Annotated in this window: 18 protein-coding genes; 7 read left to right on the forward strand and 11 right to left on the reverse strand. The window is 48.3% G+C overall.

The features are described 5' to 3' along the window. Positions 1-38: 38 nt before the first annotated feature. Together KSW37_RS00740 and KSW37_RS00745 are read left to right on the forward strand one after the other, a co-directional pair. The gene (locus tag KSW37_RS00740) at positions 39-1682 is read left to right on the forward strand and encodes a RagB/SusD family nutrient uptake outer membrane protein (RefSeq protein ID WP_437183103.1); all 1644 of its coding nucleotides are present in this window, start codon (positions 39-41) and stop codon (positions 1680-1682) included. A gap of 647 nt (positions 1683-2329) precedes the next feature. Continuing rightward, on the forward strand, positions 2330-6418 hold the full coding sequence (locus KSW37_RS00745) for a hybrid sensor histidine kinase/response regulator transcription factor (protein WP_254368523.1): 4089 nt from the start codon (positions 2330-2332) through the stop codon (positions 6416-6418). 88 nt (positions 6419-6506) lie between these two features. Here KSW37_RS00745 and KSW37_RS00750 read toward each other — a convergent pair whose 3' ends face one another. Both KSW37_RS00750 and KSW37_RS00755 read right to left on the reverse strand, forming a co-directional pair. Further along, positions 6507-8486, reverse strand: coding sequence for an OPT family oligopeptide transporter (locus KSW37_RS00750; RefSeq protein ID WP_217313079.1), 1980 nt, complete (start codon positions 8484-8486; stop codon positions 6507-6509). Then, positions 8486-9358: an aldose 1-epimerase family protein gene (locus KSW37_RS00755; RefSeq protein WP_117586010.1), complete on the reverse strand. Its 873-nt coding sequence runs from the start codon at positions 9356-9358 to the stop codon at positions 8486-8488. The genes KSW37_RS00750 and KSW37_RS00755 overlap by 1 nt, the downstream gene beginning before the upstream one ends. Before the next feature lie 230 nt (positions 9359-9588). On the opposite strand from KSW37_RS00755, the gene KSW37_RS00760 reads away from it, so the two are divergent. Continuing rightward, positions 9589-10470, forward strand: a complete 882-nt coding sequence (locus KSW37_RS00760; protein WP_217313078.1) for a DMT family transporter — start codon at positions 9589-9591, stop codon at positions 10468-10470. Between the two features lie 109 nt (positions 10471-10579). Here the strand turns inward: KSW37_RS00760 and KSW37_RS00765 are convergent, their stop codons facing one another. The 3 genes from KSW37_RS00765 to KSW37_RS00775 form a co-directional block, all read right to left on the reverse strand. Further along, entirely contained in the window at positions 10580-11491 is a 912-nt protein-coding gene (locus tag KSW37_RS00765) for a LysR family transcriptional regulator (RefSeq protein ID WP_217313077.1), read from the reverse strand. 244 nt (positions 11492-11735) lie between these two features. Further along, entirely contained in the window at positions 11736-13187 is a 1452-nt protein-coding gene (locus KSW37_RS00770) for a threonine/serine ThrE exporter family protein (RefSeq protein ID WP_217313076.1), read from the reverse strand. Positions 13188-13193: 6 nt separating this feature from the next. Then, the gene (locus tag KSW37_RS00775) at positions 13194-14882 is read right to left on the reverse strand and encodes a putative transporter (RefSeq protein WP_118415576.1); all 1689 of its coding nucleotides are present in this window, start codon (positions 14880-14882) and stop codon (positions 13194-13196) included. Between the two features lie 275 nt (positions 14883-15157). Here KSW37_RS00775 and mnmA point away from each other — a divergent pair, with 275 nt between their 5' ends. Continuing rightward, a complete protein-coding gene (gene mnmA, locus KSW37_RS00780; RefSeq protein WP_040552972.1) occupies positions 15158-16237 on the forward strand; it encodes a tRNA 2-thiouridine(34) synthase MnmA in 1080 nt (359 codons plus the stop codon). A 76-nt stretch (positions 16238-16313) separates the two neighbouring features. On the opposite strand, the gene KSW37_RS00785 is transcribed toward mnmA, so the two are convergent. Genes KSW37_RS00785 through KSW37_RS00795 form a run of 3 tightly spaced genes read right to left on the reverse strand, consistent with a single transcriptional unit; the run spans position 16314 to position 17859 of the window. Then, on the reverse strand, positions 16314-16802 hold the full coding sequence (locus tag KSW37_RS00785) for a low molecular weight protein-tyrosine-phosphatase (protein ID WP_254368522.1): 489 nt from the start codon (positions 16800-16802) through the stop codon (positions 16314-16316). A 44-nt stretch (positions 16803-16846) separates the two neighbouring features. Further along, positions 16847-17056, reverse strand: coding sequence for a hypothetical protein (locus KSW37_RS00790; protein ID WP_217313074.1), 210 nt, complete (start codon positions 17054-17056; stop codon positions 16847-16849). Next, entirely contained in the window at positions 17005-17859 is an 855-nt protein-coding gene (locus KSW37_RS00795) for a TolC family protein (protein ID WP_217313073.1), read from the reverse strand. The genes KSW37_RS00790 and KSW37_RS00795 overlap by 52 nt, the downstream gene beginning before the upstream one ends. A 201-nt stretch (positions 17860-18060) precedes the next feature. Here KSW37_RS00795 and KSW37_RS00800 point away from each other — a divergent pair, with 201 nt between their 5' ends. Together KSW37_RS00800 and KSW37_RS00805 are read left to right on the forward strand one after the other, a co-directional pair. Next, complete coding sequence (locus KSW37_RS00800) at positions 18061-18936, forward strand: helix-turn-helix domain-containing protein (RefSeq protein WP_217313072.1); 876 nt, start codon at positions 18061-18063, stop codon at positions 18934-18936. A 33-nt stretch (positions 18937-18969) separates the two neighbouring features. Then, positions 18970-20832, forward strand: coding sequence for an SLC13 family permease (locus KSW37_RS00805; RefSeq protein ID WP_217313071.1), 1863 nt, complete (start codon positions 18970-18972; stop codon positions 20830-20832). Positions 20833-20978: 146 nt separating this feature from the next. On the opposite strand, the gene KSW37_RS00810 is transcribed toward KSW37_RS00805, so the two are convergent. Beyond that, positions 20979-21164, reverse strand: a complete 186-nt coding sequence (locus KSW37_RS00810; protein WP_217313070.1) for a hypothetical protein — start codon at positions 21162-21164, stop codon at positions 20979-20981. Between the two features lie 386 nt (positions 21165-21550). Between KSW37_RS00810 and KSW37_RS00815 the strand changes: the two genes are divergently transcribed. Further along, a complete protein-coding gene (locus KSW37_RS00815) occupies positions 21551-21799 on the forward strand; it encodes a hypothetical protein (protein ID WP_217313069.1) in 249 nt (82 codons plus the stop codon). A gap of 170 nt (positions 21800-21969) precedes the next feature. Here KSW37_RS00815 and cydB read toward each other — a convergent pair whose 3' ends face one another. Together cydB and KSW37_RS00825 are read right to left on the reverse strand one after the other, a co-directional pair. After that, complete coding sequence (cydB, locus tag KSW37_RS00820; RefSeq protein ID WP_217313068.1) at positions 21970-23106, reverse strand: cytochrome d ubiquinol oxidase subunit II; 1137 nt, start codon at positions 23104-23106, stop codon at positions 21970-21972. A gap of 53 nt (positions 23107-23159) precedes the next feature. Then, positions 23160-24695 (reverse strand): cytochrome ubiquinol oxidase subunit I, encoded by a 1536-nt coding sequence (locus KSW37_RS00825; protein WP_217313100.1) that lies wholly within the window; start codon positions 24693-24695, stop codon positions 23160-23162. Positions 24696-24742 lie beyond the last annotated feature (47 nt).

Raw genomic sequence — 24742 nt, forward strand, 5'->3', positions numbered from 1 at the left:
ATATGAATACTAAATTTCGTAATATATTATATGGTACAATGCTGGGAGTTGCAGGATTGGCTACTACTGGATGTACCGATTTGGATGAGCATTTATATGATACAATTGCTACCGAAAACCATGAGTTTACCAATAAGGAAATCATGGCTATGTTCGGTCCCGTATATAGCAGTTTGCGTGATGTATATTGGGGATGGTATAGTTATGCCGATATGATGGACCAATCTTCTGATGTTTGGTGTATTCCTTATCGCATTGGTATTGGTTGGGGAGATCTTTATGTGTCTATGCATAAGCATGAGTTCCATCCACAGATTGCGCATTTTAACGATACTTGGACTCGTAACTATGCAGGTATCAATGCTTGTAATAAGTTGTTGGGGTATCAGCAGATTCAGAAGAATCCTAAGTTGGTGGCTCAGTTGAGAGGCTATCGTGCCTTGTATTACTATATACTCTTTGACTTGTTCCGCAATATTCCTTTGGATACTGAATTTGAGCACCCTGATGGTTGGTTACCAGAGCAAGCTAAGCCTCAGGAGACCTTTGATTTCTTGGTCAAGGAATTGAATGAGATAGCAGACGATTGTGGCACAACTATAGAGATGGGCAAGCTCAACAAGTATGCCATCCATATGATTTTGGCAAAAATGTACTTGAATCATAATGCTTGGTTCCAGGATGATTCCGACAATAGCTGGTATGGTAAGTGTATAGATGAACTTAATCAGGTAATGGAGGGACCTTTCTCTTTGGCTTCTGCATATTCTGCTAACTTTATGGATGATATCTCTGGCTCTCCTGAGATAATCTTTGGTATCCCATTCGAGAATAAGTATGCTTCTGGTAACTATATGGCAAATATATGGATGCACGTAGCTGGTAAGGCAACTTGGGGCTTTGATGGTTGGGCAACAGGTGGTGCTGCTGTGATGCCTCAGTTCCTTGATACTTATGATAAGGATGACTCTCGTTTTAAGGATTGTTGGATTGGTGGTCAGCAGTATGATGCTTCTGGTGCTCCTATTTATTATGATGGTGAACCTTTGGTTTACACTAAGGAGTTACATAGTATTGATAATCCAGGTTGTTATCCTTTCGAAAGCTACCGTTTAGTGAAGTATGAAATCAAGGGTGGTGAGTATGGTTCTTCATATGATGATGTACCATTCTTCCGCTTGGCTGATGCTTATATGATGAAGGCTGAGTGCTTGCTTCGTCTTGGTGGCTATAAAGGCGAAACAGAGCAGACTGCTGCAGATTTGGTTACCAAGGTTCGTGAACGTAACTTCTTGAACAACCCAGAGAAGGCAAAGGTGACCGTAGAAAAATTGAAAGGTGGTAGTGTGTATGCATACGGACACCGTGAAAACCAAGGAAAAATGGGTGAGGCTGACAAATGGATTATTACCAATGAAGGTGGACAAGACATTGAATTCGGTGGATTGCTTGATGAACTGGCTTGGGAATTCGTGGCAGAGCATCATCGTCGTCAAGACTTGATTCGTTTCCATATCAAAGGGTCTAGCGAGAATGTCTATAATGGCAAGTCATGGTTCTGTAAAGATGCAAATCCAGATAAAACAGACCGCCATAAGGATATCTTCCCTATTCCAAAGTCGGCTTTGGATGGCAACCCTAAGTTGAAACAGAATCCTGGTTATGCTGATAATAATCAGTGATAAAGTTATAAACTGAAAATAATAAAACAATATGAAAAAGATATTTTTATATACAATGTTAGCTTGCATGGCCGTATCATTCGGATCATGCAGCGATGATCCGATGGATGCTACCGAGAAGCATGTGTTGATAACACTCTCGTTTCTCCTTTTAATACGTACATATCCGAAGCGTAAGATGTGTTGTCTTAATACCCTATAACTCATTACTTAAACAGTCATACTTCCACGTTTATTTGGCTTGAACATCTTGATTTGTGTGGTTGCTGCCATATGCCGACAACATTGCTGCCATATGCCAGCAACATTGCTGGCAATTGCCGACAATCTTGCTGGCATATGGCAGCAATCGCATACATCTAATTCTTTAAGGCGATAGATTGGTCTTCTCACATCATATCAGCTATGTGTTTTAGCCTTTAAGAATACTCAAGAAAGCATTCAAAAATAGTTATTTTGCAAGCGGAACTTAACATGAACTTATTTACTGAACTTCCTGATATGCGAAAGTTCAGTAGTCTTACTGTTAAAAAGTAGCTATTTGCTTGTTTTGGGGCTTTTTTTGTTCTTTTTGTTGTATTTCTCGTTATATTTTTGTAATTTTGCGGCATTAAATTATCTAACAACAGAAAATAAAGACTCATATAATGAGAAAGATATCTACTCTAGTGGTTTCTGTGCTCTGCATGATGATGCCTGTAGGGGCTGAGGCGCAGGTACCGACAGCCTTCGTCTCGAAAGGGGCTACGGATATTCAGGCGCAGCCACATTCGATAACGCAAACCAACTCGGGTGCACAATTGGCTGCTATCGACCCTATGGTGCGCTCTATCACGATGGATAATGGTTTGCCGAGTAATGCTGTGCGTAGCGTGGTTCAAGGTTCCGAGGGATACATGTGGTTTGGTACAGACAACGGATTGTGCCGTTTTGACGGATACGATGTCAAAACCTATTATAATCCCTTTATGACTGTAGACCAGTTTGTGAGCGCCCTTACTGCTTGCGAAGAAGGACTGCTGGTAGGTTGCAATAATGGAGCCTATCTGTTCTGTAATGCAACCGACCAATTCCAGAAACTGAGTGATAAGATTACGGCGCCAGTCCTAAATTTCTCGCTTGACGGCGATCAGAATGTTTGGATTTCTACTAGCGGACAGGGCGTGTTCAGATACAATCGGACTACTCACGAACTGCATCAGTATCCGATGAAGAATATTCAGGGTAAAGTGAAAAGTACGCTGGTTGATGCCAACAACCAGGTATGGATGCTCTGTAACCAGGGTGAAGCCAGCATCTATCATCTCAACAAGTCGACCGACCAGTTTGAAGCATTCCCTCTGAAGGGCGATGCAACCATGTTTCACGGCATGGCGATGCTGGCTACTCCCGATGGCAATGTTTATGTCGGAACCTGGGAAAACGGACTTTACAAGCTCAACGCCGATGGTAGTGCCGAACAGCTCATCAGCGGAACCTTGAGTAATGCTGTTCATCATATCCATCAGCTTTACTGCAACGACAACAAGTCTCTTCTCATAGCCAGCGATGATGGATTGGTGCAGTATGACATTCAGAACCGTATCTGGCACATGTTGTCGGAAGTCAACAATCCGAGCCGGAGTACGAGCGAGCGCTTTGTTTATGGTATTGCGGATGATAATGAAGGTGGCACTTGGGTATCTACTTACTATGGTGGTGTGAATTATCTTCCTTCTACGAGTTTTGAAGAGCGTTTCCATGCTTATTCTGCCCGTCTGGGCGGATTGCGCGGTAATGTGGTAGGAAGATTCTTCGAAGACCGCCAGCATCGCATCTGGATAGCTACGGATGATGCGGGACTCGACTGCTTTAATCCCCAGACCAACAGTTTTGTTTCTTATCCGGGCAAGGCGGCTATGGGCAAGTATAATGTTCATGCGCTCTTTGCTGATGAAAATAATCTGTGGGTAGGAACCTATGGCAATGGTGTCATCAGAATGAATATGGCTACCGGAGCGCAGCAGGTTTTCCTGACCGATGGAATGGCTTCGGGCGGTAATGCCTATTGTATTTATCGCGACCGGAAAAAACGCCTCTGGGCGGCTACGATGGATGGTGCCAACCTCTTCGATGAAGGACAGCAGAAGTTCAGCAAAATCAAGTCGTTCAAGTCGCTTACCATCGATATCAAGGAAGATCCTCAGGGTAACGTATGGTTTGCTACCCAGGGAGGCGGCTTGTGGCGCTTGGACAAGAATAATGCCTGGAAACAGTATAAACATGTAGAGAATGATTCTACTTCGCTGGTGAGTGATCAGGTAAACTGTCTAGTTATTGGCGAAAAGGGGCAGCTCTATGTCGCAACCGGCGAAGGACTTTGCGAATTTCTGCCTTCAAAAGGTATATTCCGACGCATCTCCATCGATGCGCCTAGTCAGGAATTCATGAGTCTTGTCATTTCGCAGGGAGTAATGTGGATTTCTACCAGCAAGGGAATTGTGAAATATACGCCGGGTGAACCTGTCCAGCTATTCAATAAATATGACGGACTCACTTGCGACCAGTTTATGCCAAACGCCGGACTTCTGGCTTCTGATGGCAGAATCTATTTCGGTTCTACAAGAGGTTTAAACTGCTTCTATCCATATCTCGTCAAGATCAACCAGGTAGCTCCTCCTGTAGCAATCACCTCGGTAGAACTCTTCGGTCAGCCGATAGAGGCGGGGAGCGACCAGCTGGAGAAATCTCTGAGTCATGCAGCAGAACTCAATCTGTCTCATAACGAGAATACCATCAATATCTCGTTTGCCGCCCTGAGCTATGTATCGCCTGAGAAGAACCAGTATGCTTACAAACTTGAGGGAGTAGACAAGGATTGGATTTATACCCACGAGCATCGTGCCAACTATACCAATCTTCCTGCCGGAACCTATACCTTCCTGGTTAAGGCAACCAATAATGATGGTGTATGGTCGAAGAATGAGGCAAAACTGCAGATTGTGGTTCATCCGCCGTTCTGGTGGTCTTTGCCAGCCAAGATTCTGTATCTTCTGCTCATCGGTTACGCAATCTACTGGTTCATGCAGAGCCGGTTGAAACGTGAGAAACTCCGTCATCAGGAAGAACTCGACCAGTTGGAACTCAAGCAGGATCAGGAGATGAGAGATGCCCGCCTGCAGTTCTTCACGATGATTGCCCATGAAATCCGTACGCCGGTAACGCTTATCATCGGACCTTTGGAGAGTCTGAAAGAGCATTGGAAACAGGTTTCCGGAAAACTTTCCGATGGTGAGACTATCACGCAGACGCTTTCTGTTATCGACCGTAACGCCCAGCGGTTGCTCCTGCTCGTCAATCAGCTGCTCGATTTCAACAAAGTGCAGCAGAAGGGCATGCAGGTTCATTTCCGTTTGAACAACATTTCGAAGCTGATGCATGCTGTGGCAGAACGCTTTGCTCCTACCTTCGAGCAGAAAAGCATCCGTCTTGATGTAGATTATCCAGCCGGTGAGCTCGTGGCGATGATTGACCAGGAGGCCATTACCAAGGTTATCAGCAATCTGATGAGCAACGCCTTGAAATATACCGAGGATTATGTACGCTTGTCCTGCCGCCTGCTGGAGAATGGAACCCATTTCCGCATTGAGGTGGAAGACAACGGATTGGGAATCAGTCCTGACGAAAAGGAGAAAATCTTCGGAGCTTTCTATCAGGCACGCGACAACAAACCGGGAACCGGAATCGGTCTCAACATCGTGAAGAATCTCGTTGAGGCTCATCATGGTATGGTTGAAGTAGAATCTGCAGTAGGTAAGGGATCTACCTTTATCGTAACCTTGCCGCTCAACCAGTTGGATGCTGTGGTTGAGAAGGCGGATGAAATGGTGAAGGAAGAAGAAACTGTTGCTGAGGAAAATCTGCTGACAGATGAAACTTCAGTTGAGCAAGGTTCTCAAAAGGCAGGCGTTGCTGTTGCCAGTCCGCTTCGTGAACCGGCAAAACCGACGATGCTGATTGTGGATGATGATGAAGACATGCGCCAGTTTGTGAAGGCTCATTTCGAAAAGATGTATACGGTTTATACCGCTGACAACGGAAAGGATGCGCTCCGTAAACTGGAGAAACATCCGGTTTCGCTCATCATAAGCGACTGGATGATGCCGGAGATGGACGGTCCGGAGTTCTGCCGTAGGGTGCGTGAGAATTCAGAATATTCTCATCTCCCGTTCGTTATGCTCACGGCAAAGACCGATGATGCGGCGAAGACGGAGAGTATGAACTGTGGAGCCGATGTCTACATAGAAAAGCCGTTCTCGATGAAGTATCTTGAGGCAAGCGTAAGACAGCTTCTTGAGATGCGCCGTCTGTTGAGGAGTAAGTTCTCTCATACTCCGCTTGAGCCGATAGCAGAGATAGCTCCAACTCAGGTTGATAATGCGTTCCTGGAACGAATGTCTCGCATCATCGAAGAGAATGTGGCGAATCCGGAACTCAACGTGGCGTTCCTTGCCGAAAAGATGGGCATAAGCCGCTCTTCGCTCTTTAATAAGATTCGCGGTCTTGCCGATGTTACGCCAAACGAGATGATCCAGCTCGTGAAACTGAAGAAGGGCGCACAGCTCCTGAAAGAAGGAAACTACCGCATCAGCGAAATCAGCTATATGGTAGGTTTCAGCAGTCCTAGCTATTTTGCCAAGTGCTTCCAGAAGCAATTTGGCGTCAAGCCGATGGATTTCGTGGCTGCGGAATCGTAGGATAGAAAAACTATTCGGATAGAATAAAAAATCGCCTGGGTGCTCAGATGCATCCAGGCGATTGTCTTATTTGTAAAAAGCCTATTCTTTATTTCTTTGTGGCTCTGATGAAGAAACCGATGAGGCAGATGTAAGCCAGGAGCGAACAAACCTCAGACATCGGATTAACCCACCAACTGTCGGCGATACTTACCTCGATGCCGCCAAACTTCAGAAGGGCGCTAACCACACCCATCAGGGCTCCACCGGCGATGAAGCCGCTGGCGATGAGCGTTCCCTTCTCACCACGTTCGCTGTTCACCTTGGCATCCTTGCTGCGCGAAGTAACATACCAGTTGATGGCTCCACCCACGAGCAGAGGAACGTTCAGTTCCAGCGGAATAAACATACCCAGAGCGAAAGCCAGGGCAGGAATCTTGAAATAAGTCAGCACGATGGCTATTACGGCTCCGATGCCATAGAGCACCCAAGGAGCTCCCACGCCATTCATCAAAGGGTCGATAACCGCAGCCATCGCATTAGCCTGAGGAGCTGCAAGCGAACCCGATGCGAAACCGTAAGTCTCGTTGAGAAGCATCATCACGCCGCCCACGGTAGCCGCACTCACCAGGGTACCGAGGAATTTCCATCCCTCCTGTTTCTTAGGAGTTGTTCCCAGCCAGTAACCAATCTTCAGGTCGGTAATAAACGAACCTGCTACCGAGAGGGCTGTACAAACCACACCACCCATAATCAGGGCAGCCAGCATGCCGCCAGGACCTTTCAGGCCGACAGCCACCATCACCACAGAGGCGAAGATGAGCGTCATCAGGGTCATTCCCGAAACAGGGTTTGAACCCACGATAGCGATGGCATTAGCCGCTACGGTAGTAAAGAGGAAGGCGATGACAGCCACGAGCAGAATGGCGATGATGGCGAAGAGAAGGTTGCCCTCCATCACGCCAAACCAGAAGAAGAGGAAGGTTACGAGGATGGTAACAAGCGAACCGATAGCGATAATCTTGAAAGAGATGTCGCGCTGGGTACGCTTCACGTTCTCATCCACATCGCTCTTGCCCTTCAGCTCCTTGGCAGCCAGACCTACGGCACTCTTGATGATGCCCCAGCTCTTGATGATGCCGATGATACCTGCCATGGCGATACCGCCGATACCGATGCTGCGGGCGTAGGCACGGAAGATTTCCTCCGGACTCATCGCACCCACGGTCTTCACGATGCTAGGATCCCAGGCGCTCAGCACGCTATCATGGAAGATAACGCTCATGCCCGGAACAATCAGCCACCATACTACGAGCGAACCCAGACAGGTGAAGAAGGCATACTTCAGACCGATGATGTAACCCAGACCTAATACGGCAGCACCTGTGTTTACCTTGAATACGAGCTTAGCCTTGTCAGCCAGGTCGCATCCCAGACTTACCACACGCGATGTGAAATTCTCATTCCACCATCCCAGGCTGGCTACGATAAAGTCGTAAAGACCACCCACCAGTCCGGCTATGAGCAGCGGCTTAGCCTGGTCGCCTCCCTTGGCTCCGCTCACCAGTACCTGCGTGGTAGCCGTAGCCTCAGGGAACGGATATTTGCCGTGCATATCGCTTACGAAGTACTTGCGGAAAGGAATAAGGAAAAGGATTCCCAAGACTCCTCCCAAGGCCGAAGCCATGAAGATCTTCATAAACGAAGTAGTCATCTCCGGATATTTAGCCTGCAGGATGTAGATGGCTGGCAGGGTAAATATGGCTCCTGCCACCACAGCACCCGAACAGGCTCCGATGCTCTGGATGATGACATTTTCGCCCAGCGCCTTGCTACGCTTGGTAGCGGTACTTACGCCCACGGCGATGATGGCGATAGGGATGGCTGCTTCGAACACCTGACCCACCTTCAAGCCCAGATAAGCTGCGGCGGCAGAGAAGATGACTGCCATCATGATTCCCCATGTAACCGACCATCCGTTCACCTCAGGATAAACCTTGTCAGGCGACATCAGCGGCTTATATTCCTCCCCGTCTTTCAGTTCGCGGAATGCGTTCTCGGGGAGTTGCAAATTGTCTTTTTCTTCCATTATTTCTCAATTCTGATGATATACTCACTCATGAAACTTGCACCTGGCTGTAGACGGTTCATCAGATACTTGTCCTTAAACTCGCCATCATATTCAGCCCAGTCGTTCAAACCATACCATGGCTCGATGCAGATGAATGGAGCGTGCTTGCCTGTTGGGTTCCAGATACCTACGGCTGGAGTCTTGAACTCGAGGGTTACATGAGGTTCGCCCTGCTCGTTGAGAATGCTCACCTGCTTAACCTGACTCTTGTCGAAGATAACAGCATCTTCTGCGAAAGTCTCCTCGTTTACTTCCCAGATACCCTTGTCGGTTTCTACGGTTTCCTTAGCCTGACGGTCGATGCATCCGCCTACGTTACCATAGAGACGAACAGGAGCCTCGTTGTCGAGTTTCAGGGTAGCCTTCATTTCTTCGCCCTTCTTGCAGCCAGGAACCATGAATGCTGGGTGACCGCCAATCTGGAAGAAGATTTCCTTGTCGTCGGTATTCTCTACGTGCCAGATGACATGAATCTCGTTGCCCTGCAGGCGGTAAGAGATGGCAAGGTTGAAGTGGTAAGGATAGTTCTTCTGAGTCTCTTCGTTGTCGATGAGCGCGAAGGTGAGGCGGTCGGCAGTCTTGCCAACGAGTTTGAACTCTGTATCGCGTGCGAAACCATGGCGAGGAAGGTGATACTCCTTGCCCTCTGTGCGATAAGTGTCTTTCCACAATCCGCATACGATAGGGAAGAGGATAGGAGAGTGGCGGTTCCAGTATTTCTCGTCGCCATCCCAGAGATATTCATTACCATTAGCATCCTTGATGCTCTGAAGTTCTGCTCCGAGAGATGAAATCTCAAGTGTGAGCTGATCATTCTTAATCTGTTCCATTGTTATTAATTCTTTTGTTTAGTTTTTAATGTTTCATCTGATTATCTTTTTTCAAAGATATTGCAAAGGTACAATTTATTTTCGTAAAGCACAAGAAAAGAGCGTTTTTTCTCAGATATTACAATATATTTATACGATTTTGTTAGCTTATCTCGAATATTTGCTGTAACTTTGCAGTCCGAAATAGATAGATAACAAGAAGTATAAGGAAAAAAATAGTATTTAATCTAATGACAAGCAGTAATAAAGTTAAAGGCTTTGCGGCGGGCGTTGTTGCCGCAGTATGTTATGGTACCAATCCTTTGGGCACGCTCGAACTCTATGGCGACGGATTCAATTCCAGTTCTGTACTCATCTATCGTTATCTCTTGGCGGTACTGATGTTTGCCGTGGTGATGCTGTTCCGCAAGGAGAGTTTCAAGGTGAAGTGGGGACATCTGATTCGTCTTGGCATGCTGGGCTGCATGTTTTCGCTCTCATCAGCTACGCTTTATGTCAGTTTCCATTATATGGCGGCAGGTATTGCCAGCACCATCCTCTTCGTTTATCCTATTATGACAGCCATCCTGATGACGGTCTTCTTCCACGAGAAGGTAACGTGGTCTACCTCGCTTGCCATTCTTCTGGCGGTATCGGGAGTAGGATTGCTCTATCAGGGCGATGGAAACGATAAGTTGAGCACGGCGGGTTTTGCCCTCGTCATGTGTTCATCCCTGCTCTATGCCCTTTACATCATCTCCATCAACCAATGGAAGAATCCGGGCATGTCGAACATCAAGTTTACCTTTTATATATTAGTCTTCGGACTGCTTACGATGTTTGTCTATTCGTTTATTGCAGGCGAGCCGATACAGATGCTTCAAACGTCTAAACAATGGCTCTGTGCTGCCCAGCTGGCTTTGTTGCCAACGGTATTGTCGCTTTTCTTCATGACCATCTCCATCAATCTTATCGGCAGTACTCCAGCCGCCATCATGGGAGCCCTGGAGCCTGTAACGGCGGTAATCATCGGCGTATGCGTCTTCGGCGAGAGTTTCACCCTTCAGCTTGCCATCGGCATCCTTGCTATCCTGGCTGGCGTAACAATTATCATCGCAAGAAAGAAAGGGTAAAAAGGTAAAAAGAAGAAAAAATCCTCGCTCGAAAAAGAACTCGAACGAGGATTTTTTTCTGTTCTAGCCGCAAGCAAATAGGCTTGCAAGCCGCTAGGCGTTAAGATGATTATCTCAGAATATCCTTCAGGGCAAAGTTGGCGAGGATGCTGGTGCTCTGGCTCAGCATGCGGATGAACTCCTGGGCTGAGTTTTTCATGTAGGCATCTTTCAGAATGTGGATGCAACCATCCATTTCGTTGTCGGCTGCATCGATAGGAATCGCCTTCAGGCCGTTCTGCAGAATGGTGGTCGATTCGGAGAGAATGGTCACCAGATTGCTGCGGCTCAGAAGGTCGAAGATGATGTTTACATTATTCACCTCTACCATAATCTTGTAGTTCAAATCCTTGCCCTCTACCATGTGCTCAAAGGCGTTGCGTGCCTGCAGACCCTTGCAAGGAAGGATGAGGTCGTAGCGTTCCAGATCGGAAAGCTTGACCGATGAAAGGCGCGCCAGCGGATGATTCACGTTCACGATGGCGGCAAGACGGTTGCTGAAAATAGCTCGGCTGTCTACCGCCTTATCGTTCTTCAGAGGCTTGAAAGCCAGAACGAGGTCGAGTTCGCGCTTCTTCAGTCCGTCCATCAGTTCCTGCATGGTGCGGTATTGGATGTTGAGCTTTACATGAGGATAGGCGTGGAGAAAGGCGATGAGCGTCTCGGCCATGATGTTGCTGAAGGAGAACGTTACGCCGATGTTCAGTTCGCCTGTAAGCATTTCCTTCAGATCGTTCATGTGGTCTACACAGGCTTCGGCAGAATTGACCGCATTTTGGGCGTAAGGTCTCAATTCCTTGCCCGCCTCTGTGAGGTAAACTTCATGGGAATTGCGCTCGAAGAGAGGCAAACCTATCTCCTGTTCCAGATGCGAAATCTGTTGTGAGAGGGTACTTTGGGTGATGTATAACTTGCGCGAAGCTTCTGAGAAGTTGAGCGTCTCGGCTACCTTCAAGAAATATTTCAGTTGTCGTATTTCCATATTGTTCCTTTATTGAAGCTATCGGCTATAGAAATAACCGATAGCTAAATTTGGGTGCAAAGATAAAACATTTATTTTAATATCCTCCTTTTTTGAAGAATAAAATGATGTTTTATCGCATCTCTACTTCTTTTTATCCGGTTATCATCCGATGAAAACCTGATTATCATCCGATGAAAAACCGGTTAACATCGGATGAATTTCCGATTATCATCCGATGAAAATCAGATTTCCAACCAGATGATTATTTGATTTCTACTTCGTGCAAATCTACGAATTCGCCATTCTTCTTCTTTCTTTCTACCAGCATGGCAAGCAGCTTGCGCTTGCGGTTGTCGGCGATGAAACGGCGGAAGAATACGTTTGGAATTGCCACACCCAGGGCGATGCAGATGATGGCTAGCGAAGCCTTGATGAGGTTGTTCATACCTACGGTTACTTCGCCTACCACGCCATGCATGTCGATGAAGGCAAAGAGGGCGCGATACATCAGAACTCCCGGTACCATTGGGATAACGCTAGGAATGGTGATGCATTGGTGAGGGGTATGGAACCAATGGCGCGCCTTGATCACGATGATGCTGATGAGCGCAGAACCGGCAAGCGAACCGATGCTCAGACCCATGTCAAGACCGATGTTGCCGTTAGATGGCCCCAGGTTGACGAAATTGCGGAAGCATACGGCGATGATACCGCCCACAGCTACAACCGGCAACAGACGGCGAGGTATGCTGAAGATGGTAGAGAAGCCCATGGCCGATACGGCAGCTGCGATGGCAAACTCCCAGTATTCGTGATGAGGAGTCATCGTAAGATCCTTCACGAAGTTGTCGATATGGCAAACCTGGATGGCGAAAGCGATACCGAACGCCATCGCGAAGATCATCAACAGGGTGTTCAGGGCACGAACCATTCCCACCTCAATATATCCGTCGAGCATATCGCACACAAAGTTGATGAGTGGAACTCCCGGCACGATGAAGAGGGCACACGCCATCAGCGGATGCCAAGGGGTATCTGAATGCATGAAGGCTGGAAGCGCTTCGGCAATCGATGGGTTGAGCGAAAGGAATGAGGTCAACCAGGCTATCAGAGTGGCTACGAAAGCCGAAATTCCGATGGCTACATAGTTGTTGCAGCCCTTGGTTGGCAAGAACATTCTCAGGCGGAAACCCAGAATGGCTGCAAGCGAACAGAAGAAGAAGGCTGGCCAGTCGCAACCGAACTGGATGCAGAATCCGCCGCAGGCAAAACCGCCGCCGATGGCTACCTGCCAAGGGGTGAAGCTGCGTGGGGTGGCCTTGATGTCGTTCAGAGCCTGCTCATACTGTTCGAGCGAATAGTTATCCTTGATGGCCTTCCAGGTGAGCTTACTTACCTGGGAAATAGAGGTGAGGTTGATACCATGCTTCTCGCATCGCTGGAACTTGGAGAAGGAATGCTCCTCGTCGCTATAGTTTACCATCAGCACGTTCCAGTTGATGTAAAGGTGCATGTATCGCTCGTCGAGACCGAGGAAAGCTGCTGCACGCTTCATGGTTCGCATGATGCGGGATGTGTCGGCAGCACTCTCCATGAGAATGCTACCGGTACGTAATAATAAGTCGAGTTTTCTTCTGAGTTCTGATTCTGCTATTTCCTTGCAGTTGCAGTTATCTTCTACGCAAGCGCAGGTTTTCAATTCTTTTTCTGTCATATATGTTTATCCGAATACAAAAATAATAATCTGAATGGTTACAATTCTGAGGAACATGGCGAATGGATATACATTCGCATAGCCTACTGTTGGCGCATCAGCCGAAGTCTGCTCACGTACGTAAGCCAGGGCAGATGGGTTGGTGTTGGCACCTGCCAATACGCCGAGTAATGTATAATAATTGATGTGGAACACGAGCTTGCCGATGATGCCGCCCAGAATGATTGGTATCATGGTGATGGCGATGCCGTAGAGTATCCAGGTCAGTCCGCTTTCTGATGCTACGGTCTGGATAAACTGTTCGCCTGTGCCGAGACCCACGCAAGCCAGGAAGATGCAGATTCCGATTTCGCGAAGCATCAGGTTGGCTGAAATGGTATTGTAGGTAACGAGGTTGTATTTCGGTCCGAAATAACCTATCAGAATGGCTACTACCAATGGGCCGCCGGTAAGTCCGAGACGCAGATTCTCGTTGATGCCTGGGATGAAGAACGGAATGTTTGCTACGATACAACCCAGCATGATGCCCAGGAAGATTGGGATGAGGTTAGGGTAGTTCAGACGCTTCATCTGGTTACCCAGCACCTTCTCGGTATGAGCGATGGCGAGCTCCTTGCCCACTACGGTTACGCGGTCACCCAACTGGAGTTTCAGGTCTGGGGTTGCGATGAGGTCTACACCATTTCTGTTTACGCGGGTAATGTTGGCGCCAAGGTTGCTTCTAATCTGCAACTGGCTGATGCTCTTTCCGTTGATACCCGGTTTGGTAATCAGAATTCGGCGGTTGATGAGCTCGCTGCTGAATTCCTCATCCTTTACGTCAACCTTCTCGCCGAGCAGGGCGATGATAGGTTCTTCTACGGTAGGATGAGCTACAATCTGCAGAATGTCGCCCTCTTCTATCATGGTCTGTCCGTTAACCACCTCGTCCTGGCGTTCGCCGTTATTACGGATAATCTTGGAAACCATGAAGTCGCGCTTCAGCAGATAGCGAATCTGCTTGACTGTATCTTTGAAGACCATCTGGTTAGAAACCTTTACGGCGAAGGTGTTCAGGGTCATCGCCTCAAGATGTCCCTTGCCTCGCTTTGCTTCATCCTCTTCCTTCTGCTTGTCTACGCGTAGCGCGAACCTTAATATAATGAAGCTGAGGATAACGCCGAGCACACCCATAGGATAGGCGATGGCATAGCCGGCTGCGATGGATGGGGCGTCGATGTGGCGCAGATCGCTGAATGCCTGCTGGGCTGCACCCAGTCCAGGAGTGTTGGTTACAGCACCCGAAAGGATACCTGCCATAGAGGTGATGGATGTTCCCGAAAACGAGAAGATGACTAAGGTAGTAATGATACTCAGGGCCACAACAATCATGCTGAGCAGGTTGAGACTCTTGCCGCCGTTCTTGAACGAAGCGAAGAAGCCCGGGCCTACCTCCAGACCGATAGAGTAGACAAAGAGGATCAAGCCAAATTCCTTGAGGAAGTGGAGCAGATGCTCGTCAAGATTGAGAGAGAAATGTCCAAAGATAAGACCGATGAACAGAATCCAAGCCAAGCCCAGAGAAACACCTTTTACTCTGAGCTTACCTAAACACAAACCCAAGGCGATGACCAGCGAAAGAATCATCACAGAGTGGGCTACTCCGCCTCCCCAAAGGTCTGGGAAGCCATAAAATAGATTTTTTAAAATCTCCATTTTTCTTTATCTATTAATGTAAATACTGAATTTTCAAAAACATTCTTTCTTATCGATTTCTGAAATCGATTGCAAAGGTATAGATAAAAACGAAAGCAAAACTCGTTTTATATTTAAAAGCTGCGAATGCAGCTATAAGTATTTTCTATAGTAAGAATAGGCTCTGCGGGCTTTTCTTTTCTCTTTCTCATGCATTTCTAGCCCTTTCTATGTTCATTATATCAGTTTTTTTTCGTAATTTTGCAACCGGATTATTATAAACTGGAAAGAATATGCTGAATATTGATGAAATAAAAGATAAGAGAATTGCCGTGCTCCTTTCGGGGGGTGTCGACAGTTCGGTTGTGGTTTGGGAGTTTGCCCAGCTGGGCCTGCATCCTGATTGCTTCTACATCAAGATTGGTCCTGAGGAGAAAGAGGAGTGGGACTGCTCTTCGGAGGAGGACCTGGAGATGGCTACGGCTGTGGCTAGGAAGTATGGGTGCAAGCTGCAAGTGGTTGACTGCCATCATGAATATTGGAACGAGGTAACCCGTTATACGATGGAGAAGGTGAAGGCTGGTTTTACGCCTAATCCGGACGTGATGTGCAACCGCCTGATTAAGTTTGGTGCCTTCGATGAGAAGATGGGGCACAACTACGACCTCATCGCCACGGGGCATTATGCGCAGACCGAAACGGATGAAAATGGCGATAAATGGCTTGTCACGAGTCCTGATCCTGTGAAAGACCAGACCGATTTTCTGGCTCAGATAGAAAGCTGGCAATTGAAAAAAGCGATTTTCCCTATCGGTCATCATATCAAGAATGAGGTTCGCGAGATAGCCGAAGAGGAGCATCTGATAAATGCCAAGCGCAAGGACAGCCAGGGAATCTGCTTCCTGGGACAGATTAATTATAATGATTATATCCGCCGTTATCTGGGCGAAAAGCCGGGCGATGTCATAGAGATGGAGACGGGCAAGCGCATAGGCGAGCACAAGGGTTTGTGGTTTCATACCATCGGCCAGCGCAAGGGCTTGGGCTTTGGCGGCGGTCCCTGGTTCGTGATTAAGAAGGATGTAGAGAACAACATCCTGTATGTGAGTCATGGTTATGATCCGCAGTCGGCATACAAGAAGGATTTTCCTCTCCACGATTTCCATTTCCTTACGCGCGAGGTAGCTATGCAGAAGGTAACTTTCAAGATTCGTCATACGCCGGAGTATCATCCTGCTACGATAGAAAAACTGGAAGACGGCCGCTGGATGATTCATTCAGAAGAGGCGATTCATGGTGTGGCTCCCGGCCAGTTCTGTGTAGTTTATGATGAGCATCATCATCGTTGCTATGGCTCGGGCGAGATTACGGTATAAATATTTTAAATTGAAAAAAGGGATGAGTCATCAATCTGATATTTTGATGATTCATCCCTTTTTGTTTTATCTGTTTTTACCCTTCCCCGATAATGCTGTCCAGCAACTCCTGGCAGGCATCTTCGAGAAGCGTGATGACGAGCTCGAAGTCGCTATTGTCGCCATAATACGGATCGGGAACGGTGGTGTATTCGCGATGATGGGTCAGGAAATCGGCCATGCGCACTACTTTCTTCCGGTCGGCCTCTGAAGAAGCCATGGAGGTAATGGCACGGTAGTTTTCGTTGTCCATTACCACGATGGTTTCGAAACGGGCGAAGTCTGACTTCTGGAACTGGCGGGCATGGCTGTTGAAATTGTAGCCATGCTCGGCGCCACATTTGCGCATGCGGCTGTCGGGCAACTGACCTATGTGCCAGCTTCCGATGCCCGCAGAATCGATTTCAAACTCATCCTGAAGCCCTGCTTTTTCTACAAGACTCTTCATGATTCCCTCGGCTGCCGGAGAGCGGCAGATGTTGCCCAGGCAGATGAATAATACAGTATGTTTACCTTTCTTTGTCATGTTGCTAACTTTTTTTGTTTGCAAAGTTAGCATAAATCTCTGTATTATGCAAGATTTTTCTTCATTTTTCTTCCCACAAAGTTCCAGGCAGGCATCTTCTTCAGGGTGCTGCGGATAGGCTGAATGTCCCAGAGCAGGAAGATGATGAGCACGCCGATGCCGATGAGACAGGTTAGTCCGTAGAGCTCGCGGATGCTGATCATCAGCAGGTTGCCGGCATCATAAGGCAGTCCGCGCGACATGTTTTCTGCCATCTGATGGCGTTGCTGCTCTGTTCCAGCAGGGGCGAATTCATCGTGCTTGCCGTCTGCCAGTAAGCTTCGCCATCCTTGGCGTAAGCCTTGTCTGCAATCGTAGCGTCCGGAATAATCTGCATCTCCTGTTCCCCTTTATCTTCCTGGTTCATGCCGAGCGTATTCAGGAGCTGGTGGTTCAGGATACTGCGGTTGTTGTGTAGCGAAGTGAGTCCCAGTTTCAGGCTCTCCATCTGCAGTTCGTATCGGGTGATGTCGTTCTTGAGCGCCATTCCCTGGGTTTGTTTTGCCTTGATGTCGGCGATAAGCTGGCGGGTGAGCTCGATGTTTTTTTCATATACCTTGATACGGTTGTCTATCTTGTAGAGGTCCAGATACTGTCCCAGGGCGATGAATCGGGCCTGCTGACGGGTGAGTTTCACGCCCACCTCTGCCTGCTGCTTGCCCAGTTCGGCGAGGCGGATGCCTGCGTTGATGGCGCCACCGGCATAAACCACCTGCTGTGCCTGAAAGGCGAAATTATTGCCGAAGTGGGGCGATTTCAAACCTTGGGCGTTACTGAAGTCGCGGTCGGTCATCAGGGCGTTTCCGATGTAACTGAAGGAGAGAGATGCATCGAGGTCGGGCAGTTTCTTGCTTTTAGCCGATTCGATACCGATGCTGGCAGCTTCTACGCCCGATTTCGAGGTTCGTAGCGACTTGCTGTTTTCTTCGATTCTTTCGAAGAGTTGGGCGATGGTCATCCTGGTTTGAGCCACAGCCCATAGAGAGCCTCCCCAGATGAGAAGGCCTGCAATCATCATTTTCTTTATCATTCAAAAAATCTGTTTTTTATTATTCTTTAAAAATTCCGTTATCTTATGAAGTCGGGTGCAAAGGTACGGCGATTTTGGCGAATATCCGTTTTAAATTTTTCGTGCCGCATGGATTTTTTCGGAACAAAAGTTCTTTTTTATCACATTATTTCCGTATATTTGCACGCAAAAAGCGAATAAAAGGTATTTATGATAGAATTATCAGAACTGAACAGTTATCAGGAGGCCAGTCTTTTCTGCTCCGATTTGAGCGAGTGGCAGGAGGGTCCGCAGGTATTGACCTATGGAGCCATTCTCCTTTGCCGCAAGGGCAGGGCCGTGCTGAATGTGAATTATAAGGATTGGAATCTCTATGAGGGAGCCGTCATCACCCTGTTTCCGAATGATGTGGTAGAGGTGAAGAAGGTGGAGCCTTCTGCTTCCTGCGAGGGAGATGCCTGTGCCGCCATGAATGCTTCTGCCTTCGAAGTGGAGATGCTGAAATATAATCCATCTCTGCTGCGCGAAGCCAGTCTGCAGCTGGAACAGACGGTTTATTCTGCCCTGCGCGAGGACCGATGCCGGCAGGATTCGCCCGTGGTTACCCATATCATCGACAGCATGTTTTCCCTTCTCAGACTCTATTTCGAGCAGCACGACTGTACCTGTATCTCGCAGCTGGTACTCTATCAGCTCAAGGCCTTCTTCATAGGGTTCCATGAATATCTGCAACGCAATCCGCAGAACTGTCCCGACGAGGTGAAATCTTACAGGGTGAGGGAACTCTTCAACCGCTTCATGATGCTCATGGAACGCGATTACAAGAAATCGAGAGATGTCAACTATTATGCCGAACAGATGAACATCACCTCCAAGTATCTTTCGAATATCGTGAGACAGGTAACGGGGCATACACCCAAAATCATCATCGACCAGTATGTGGTGCTCCAGCTGAAGATGCAGCTCAAGCGCTCCGCCCAGAGCATCAAGGAGATGGCATGGGAATATCATTTTGCTGATGCCAGCTTCTTCTGCCGCTATTTCAAGAAACATACCGGAATGACACCGCAGCAGGTGAGAGAATGAATACAGTAATTATAACATAAAAATTTTCAAAACATGACAACAACACTTATCATATTGGTTATTACGGTAGCCCTGTTCATCTGGGGCAGGGTGAGGGCCGACATCGTGGCGCTTACCGCCCTGGCTGCACTCCTGGTTCTGGGAATCCTGACACCTGCCGAGGCGCTGGCGGGCTTCTCTTCGCCCATCGTCATCATGATGATAGGACTCTTCGTGGTGGGTGGAGCTATCATGCAGACCGGACTTGCCAAGCTTACGGGCAATAAGCTCATGGCGCTCTCGCGCGGCAACGAAACCGTCACCTTCCTGCTCGTAATGCTCGTAACCTCCTTTATCGGCGCCTTCGTGAGCAATACCGGAACGGTAGCCCTCATGATGCCTATCATCATGAGCATAGCTGCGGGCTCGGGCATGCAGTCGTCGCGTTTCCTCATGCCGCTCGCCTTTGCCGGAAGTCTGGGCGGAATGCTCACCCTCATCGGTACGCCGCCCAACCTGGTTATCGATGAAGTATTGACCGAGGGCGGTTATCAGCCGCTTGCCTTCTTCAGCTTCTTCCCTGTGGGCATCATCGTCATCGCCATCGGCATCATCGTGCTCATGCCGCTCAGCAAAATCTTCCTCAGCAAAAAGCAGAGCGGTAAGAAAAAAAAGCAGGGCAAATCGCTTGATGACCTGGTAGACGAATATCAGCTGCTCGATAATCTGCATCGCTACATCGTGCCTAGCCGTCGCCCTTCTGCCGCAATCGACGAGAATGGCGAGCAGATGGATATCGTGGGCAAAACCCTGAAGGATCTGAGTATCCAGAAGAAATATGGCGTGAGTATCATCGAGATAAGAAACGAGAAGAAATCGCGACTGGGACTGGTGAAGGATGTGAGCCAGAACATGGCGAAGAGCAGCAGCACCATTCAGGTTCACGATACCTTATATATAATAGGTGAGGAGGAGAAGATGAAACGCTTTGCCAGCGATTACGGTCTCAGGAAGATGAAGGATGTGAAGATTGATTTCTACGACCTGGGACTGACCGAAATCGTGGTGATGCCTACGTCTAATTTTGTCGGTCTGCGCATAGGCGAGGCCAACCTGCGCAAGCGTTTCGGCATCAACGTGCTGGGCGTAAAGCGTGGCGATGAATATATTACCGACAATCTGATAGCCACCAAACTTCATGTGGGCGATATGCTCCTGGTGCAGGGCGAATGGACCAATCTGGCTCATCTGGCTACCGATACGAGCAACTGGGTGGTTATCGACCAGCCAGAGAAGACTGCCGACAAGGTGCTCTTGGATTATAAGGCGCCTGTGGCGGCTGCCATCATGCTGCTGATGATTGCGATGATGGTGTTCGATTTCATTCCTGTGGCTCCGGTCACGGCGGTCATCATCGCCGGACTGCTGACCGTCTTTGCCGGATGTTTCCGGAATGTTGAGGCGGCTTACAAGACCATCAACTGGGAGAGCATCGTGCTGATAGCCGCCATGATGCCGATGTCTACGGCGCTTGAGAAGACGGGTGCTTCTGCCTTGGTTTCTCAGGGGCTGGTAGAGAGTTTGGGTTCGATGGGACCTACGGCTCTCTTGGCAGGTATCTACTTCACCACTTCTCTGATGACGATGTTTATCAGCAATACTGCCACGGCTGTGCTGATGGCTCCTATTGCCCTGGTGGCGGCTCAGCAGGTAGGTGTGAGTCCTTATTCCTTCCTCTTTGCGGTTACGTTGGGCGCCAGCATGTGCTTTGCTTCTCCGTTCTCCACCCCTCCTAATGCGCTGGTGATGAAGGCGGGTGGCTATACGTTTATGGATTACGTGAAGGTAGGTTTGCCTCTGCAGATTATCATCGGCGTTGTGATGACCTTCGTTCTTCCGCTTCTGTTTCCTTACTAAGGATTTTTGATATCAATATAAAAGCCCCCGATGTTTTTCCCGCATTGGGGGCTCTTTTTTAATCGGGTTAAATCAGGCCTTTTTATTTTCCCAATTAGGGAGATTTTTTTCTCCAACTGGGCTAGTGATTTTGCGCGCTTTCTGAATCACGATGCAAAAATACGAAATCCCGATTTGTCAGTTGTGCGATAGCGTGCGATGCCGTGCGATAGCGGAACATTTTCCGCTAATCTCTTTTCTTCGTGTTCACGGAAGTTGGGACAGATGTTTTCAACGATGTTGGACAGTTGTTCCTTATGATAGCCCGAATCGGCAACAAGATAGGTCTTCATACGGCATGATTTCTCCTAATTGAGGGCGGAATACTGAAAAATAGCCCCATTTATCTCCACTTCGAGTATCGGGAAGAGCATCGGAAATAAGGGTTCCTGCATGTCTTTTGATACCTGAGAGAGCAAAAGTTGCACCTATTCGGTGCCTTTTTCCGGCTTTTTCATCGTTGGAGCGGTTGAAATGGGGATATTGTACTTCAAATTCTTAGTCTATATTTCTATATAATTTATTGATTATGAGCCTTTTAGAGAGAAGTTGGGTTGGGCGGAGCGTTCCAGTTCCAGTTGTTCCAATTAATTTTTTGAGCGTTCCATTCCACCTTCTTGTATATATAACTATCTATATATTAAGTAGTTATAGAGTCTCTATAAAGGGATATTGTCCTATGAAAATCTATTTGGAACAATTGGAACAACTGGAACAACTGGAACGCTTGCCAGAAAATCATTTCTGTTTTGATCCTGTTACCGGCACCCCCGAAGTCCCCATTTCCTCTAGAAAGCCTCACTCTGTTTTATCTCTTTTCACCCTCGCAATCATCAAAAGTTCGTTTGCGGTTCTCTGTCATCTCTTAATAGTAGTACCAACATTCCTCTTCTGGACTTTTCAAGTAACCTATGCCTTGCAGAGTTAAAGGCATTTTAAGTATCTTAATAGGCAAAATCCTATTGTAAAGTGTGAGAAATTAATATTTATTCGTTTGTACCGCTAGGCGTTAGGGAGATACGCCTAACGGACTTGCAAACCAGTATTACGGACTTATACCACAGCACCTTCTGCCTAGTTAGGGCGTGTGGCGCATATTTAATACGCTTCTCCCTGCTCTATTTCTTCCTGCGTGATGCGCTTGCGGTCGATGGCGCGCCAGGCGAAGACGATGTAGGCGAGCACGAACGGGATGAGGAGAGAAACTATCGCCATGGTGCGGAGCGTGAACTCGCTGCTACAGCTGTTGGCGAGGGTGAGCGAACTCTGAAGGTCGATGTTCGACGGATAGTAGGCGGTATTGTTCCAGCCGGCTATCAGCAGCAGAACCAGCACGGAAAGCACGGTTCCGGTGCCCGTAAACCAGATTCCCTTTCTGTACTGCACGCTCCTCGATGACTTGTAAATTCCGAAAAGCACGAGCACTATTCCTATTAATAATATTACAAGCAAGATTGGCATCTCCAGGAGATTGTGAAGATACTTCATGCTCTCTATCGTAATGCCGGAAGAAGAAGTGCTGAATCCGTCCTTTACCAGCAATCTGATGAGGAATGGCAGGAAGAACAATAGGAAGAGCAGGGCATTCCATGGCAACTGGCGGGTGCAGCGCTCCTGAATCTGCTGGTGCTCGATGTTGTTCTTGATGTAGAGCATGCCCAGAATGCGGGCTAGCATCAGTACGGCAAGTCCCAGCACCACGTTCCATGGGTCGAGTAGGGCATCAAGACCATGACTGGCGTTTGCCCATCGGCTGATAACGGGTTGCAGACTGTTGGTAATATTCCCCTTGTCTATCAGAAAATTGCTGCCGTTGAAGAAGGTGGCTACGGCTCCGCCAAGAAGCAGCGGACCCACGATGCCGTTGATGATGAGGCAGATCTGAAAGGTCTTCGGTCCTAGAAAATTACCTATCTTGTTCTGGAATTCATAGCTCACGGCTTGAATCACAAACGAGAACAGGATGATCATCCACAGCCAGTAGGCTCCGCCGAAACTGGTGCTGTAGAACAATGGGAACGAGGCGAAGAAGGCTCCGCCGAAGGTGACGAGCGTGGTGAAGGTGAACTCCCACTTTCTGCCCGTAGAGTTGATGATGAGGCGACGCTCTTCTTCCGTTTTTCCCAAACAGAAAATCAAGGTGTTGGCTCCCTGTACAAACATGAGAAACACCAGCAGGGCTCCTAATAATGATACGAGGAACCACCAGTATGATTGCAAAAATTCGTATGTCATAATGCTAATGTCATAAAGTTAATTCATAATCTTAAGTTTATCATCTTAAGTTTTTATTCATATTCCGGTCCTTTCTTAATCTGCTTCACCAGGATGCTGATTTCTACGGCGAGCATGGTGGTGAAGAGTGCCAGGAAGATGAAGAAGGTGGTGGCCACGCTGCCTGCCTCGATGTCAGAGATGGCGGCGCTTACTGGCAGCAGGTCTTGGATGGTCCAAGGCTGGCGACCGATTTCTGCTACTATCCAGCCCGATTCTGAGGCGATGTAAGCCAGCGGAATCATGATGATGGCGAAAATGAGAAACCATCGGTATTGGGCGATTTCCTTCTTATAGACCAAGAATAGGCTGAGGGCGAAGAAGAGGATGAGCAGGCAGCCTACTCCCACCATCAGGCGGAAGGCGTAGAAGCAGATCGGGATGCTCGGTACCAGTTCCTTAGCGTCCTTGATGTAACCATATCCGAAGTATTTCATGTTCTCCCTGAGGATAGGAAGCTGGTCTTGCGCCTTGGTTTCGCGATAGGTTTTCAGGGCAACAATCGCCTTCTTGCCCCGGGCAATCTTTTCCTGCACGGATGGTTCCCGGGTGCCATTCTCGTGGGTGTAACCCTTGATAATATCGTTCACGCCTGGCACGTAGCCATCGGCTGTGCGGGTGGCTAAGAACGAGAGCATGTTAGGGATGGCGATGCGCATGGCTGGCTCCTGCTCGTTTTCGTAATCGGGCTGCTGGAAGGGGTGAACGGCTGCTATCGCCGTAAGGCTCTCGCCGTTTCCACCATTATATAATGCTTCCATCGCAGCCAGTTTCATCGGCTGCACCTGTGCCACCTGATAGGCGGAGTTGTCGCCGGTCATCGCAGCCAGCAGGGTGGCGATGAGTCCTACTCCGGCACCCATCTTGATGCTCGCCTTGGCAAGTTGGGTTTCTCTCTTCTTCAGGAGATACCAGCAGCTTACGGCTACCACGAAAGTGGCGCCGATGATCCAGGATGAAGTGACGGTATGGGTGAACTTGTTGATGGCGAATGGCGAGAGTGCCACATCCATAAACGAAGTCATCTCGAAGCGCATGGTGTCGGGATTAAATTCCTGCCCTACAGGATATTGCATCCAGGCGTTGGCTACGAGAATCCACCAGGCAGAAATGGTGGCGCCAAGTCCCGTGAGCCAGGTGGAGGCAAGGTGGAAGCCTCGGCTCACCTTATCCCAGCCGAAGAACATCACGGCCACGAAGGTGCTCTCCATGAAGAATGCCAGGATGCCTTCGATGGCGAGGGGAGCGCCGAACACGTCGCCCACAAACCAGGAGTAGTTGCTCCAGTTGGTGCCGAATTCAAATTCCAGGATGATGCCTGTGGCAACGCCCATGGCGAAGTTCACGCCAAAGAGTTTTTGCCAGAAACGGGTTACGTGCTTCCAGAACGGCTTGTTGGTGCGGTAGTAGCATGTTTCGGCGATGCCCATGATTACTGCCAGTCCCAGGGTGAGCGGCACGAACAGCCAATGGTAGATGGCCGTGAGTGCGAATTGCGCCCTCGACCAGTCGATGGTGGCTGATGTAATGTCTAACAATAGATTTGTCATCATAGTTGAATGGTTTTAAAATTGTTATTATATAATGTTTTTGTATT

Origin of the sequence: Segatella copri, from assembly GCF_019127135.1 — a bacterium.
Lineage (GTDB): Bacteria > Bacteroidota > Bacteroidia > Bacteroidales > Bacteroidaceae > Prevotella.

Bases quoted from the DNA above. Each gene is read 5' to 3' on its own strand.
- KSW37_RS00740 (WP_437183103.1), top strand. From the start codon at position 39: ATGCTGGGAGTTGCAGGATTGGCTACTACTGGATGTACCGATTTGGAT.
- KSW37_RS00765 (WP_217313077.1), bottom strand. From the start codon at position 11,491: ATGGAAATACGACAACTGAAATATTTCTTGAAGGTAGCCGAGACGCTC.
- KSW37_RS00750 (WP_217313079.1), bottom strand. From the start codon at position 8,486: ATGGAAGAAAAAGACAATTTGCAACTCCCCGAGAACGCATTCCGCGAA.
- KSW37_RS00810 (WP_217313070.1), bottom strand. From the start codon at position 21,164: ATGAAGACCTATCTTGTTGCCGATTCGGGCTATCATAAGGAACAACTG.
- cydB (WP_217313068.1), bottom strand. From the start codon at position 23,106: ATGACATACGAATTTTTGCAATCATACTGGTGGTTCCTCGTATCATTA.
- KSW37_RS00800 (WP_217313072.1), top strand. From the start codon at position 18,061: ATGATAGAATTATCAGAACTGAACAGTTATCAGGAGGCCAGTCTTTTC.
- KSW37_RS00785 (WP_254368522.1), bottom strand. From the start codon at position 16,802: ATGACAAAGAAAGGTAAACATACTGTATTATTCATCTGCCTGGGCAAC.
- KSW37_RS00825 (WP_217313100.1), bottom strand. From the start codon at position 24,695: ATGACAAATCTATTGTTAGACATTACATCAGCCACCATCGACTGGTCG.
- KSW37_RS00775 (WP_118415576.1), bottom strand. From the start codon at position 14,882: ATGGAGATTTTAAAAAATCTATTTTATGGCTTCCCAGACCTTTGGGGA.
- KSW37_RS00770 (WP_217313076.1), bottom strand. From the start codon at position 13,187: ATGACAGAAAAAGAATTGAAAACCTGCGCTTGCGTAGAAGATAACTGC.
- KSW37_RS00760 (WP_217313078.1), top strand. From the start codon at position 9,589: ATGACAAGCAGTAATAAAGTTAAAGGCTTTGCGGCGGGCGTTGTTGCC.
- KSW37_RS00815 (WP_217313069.1), top strand. From the start codon at position 21,551: ATGAAAATCTATTTGGAACAATTGGAACAACTGGAACAACTGGAACGC.
- KSW37_RS00805 (WP_217313071.1), top strand. From the start codon at position 18,970: ATGACAACAACACTTATCATATTGGTTATTACGGTAGCCCTGTTCATC.
- KSW37_RS00795 (WP_217313073.1), bottom strand. From the start codon at position 17,859: ATGATGATTGCAGGCCTTCTCATCTGGGGAGGCTCTCTATGGGCTGTG.
- KSW37_RS00745 (WP_254368523.1), top strand. From the start codon at position 2,330: ATGAGAAAGATATCTACTCTAGTGGTTTCTGTGCTCTGCATGATGATG.
- KSW37_RS00790 (WP_217313074.1), bottom strand. From the start codon at position 17,056: ATGGCAGAAAACATGTCGCGCGGACTGCCTTATGATGCCGGCAACCTG.
- KSW37_RS00755 (WP_117586010.1), bottom strand. From the start codon at position 9,358: ATGGAACAGATTAAGAATGATCAGCTCACACTTGAGATTTCATCTCTC.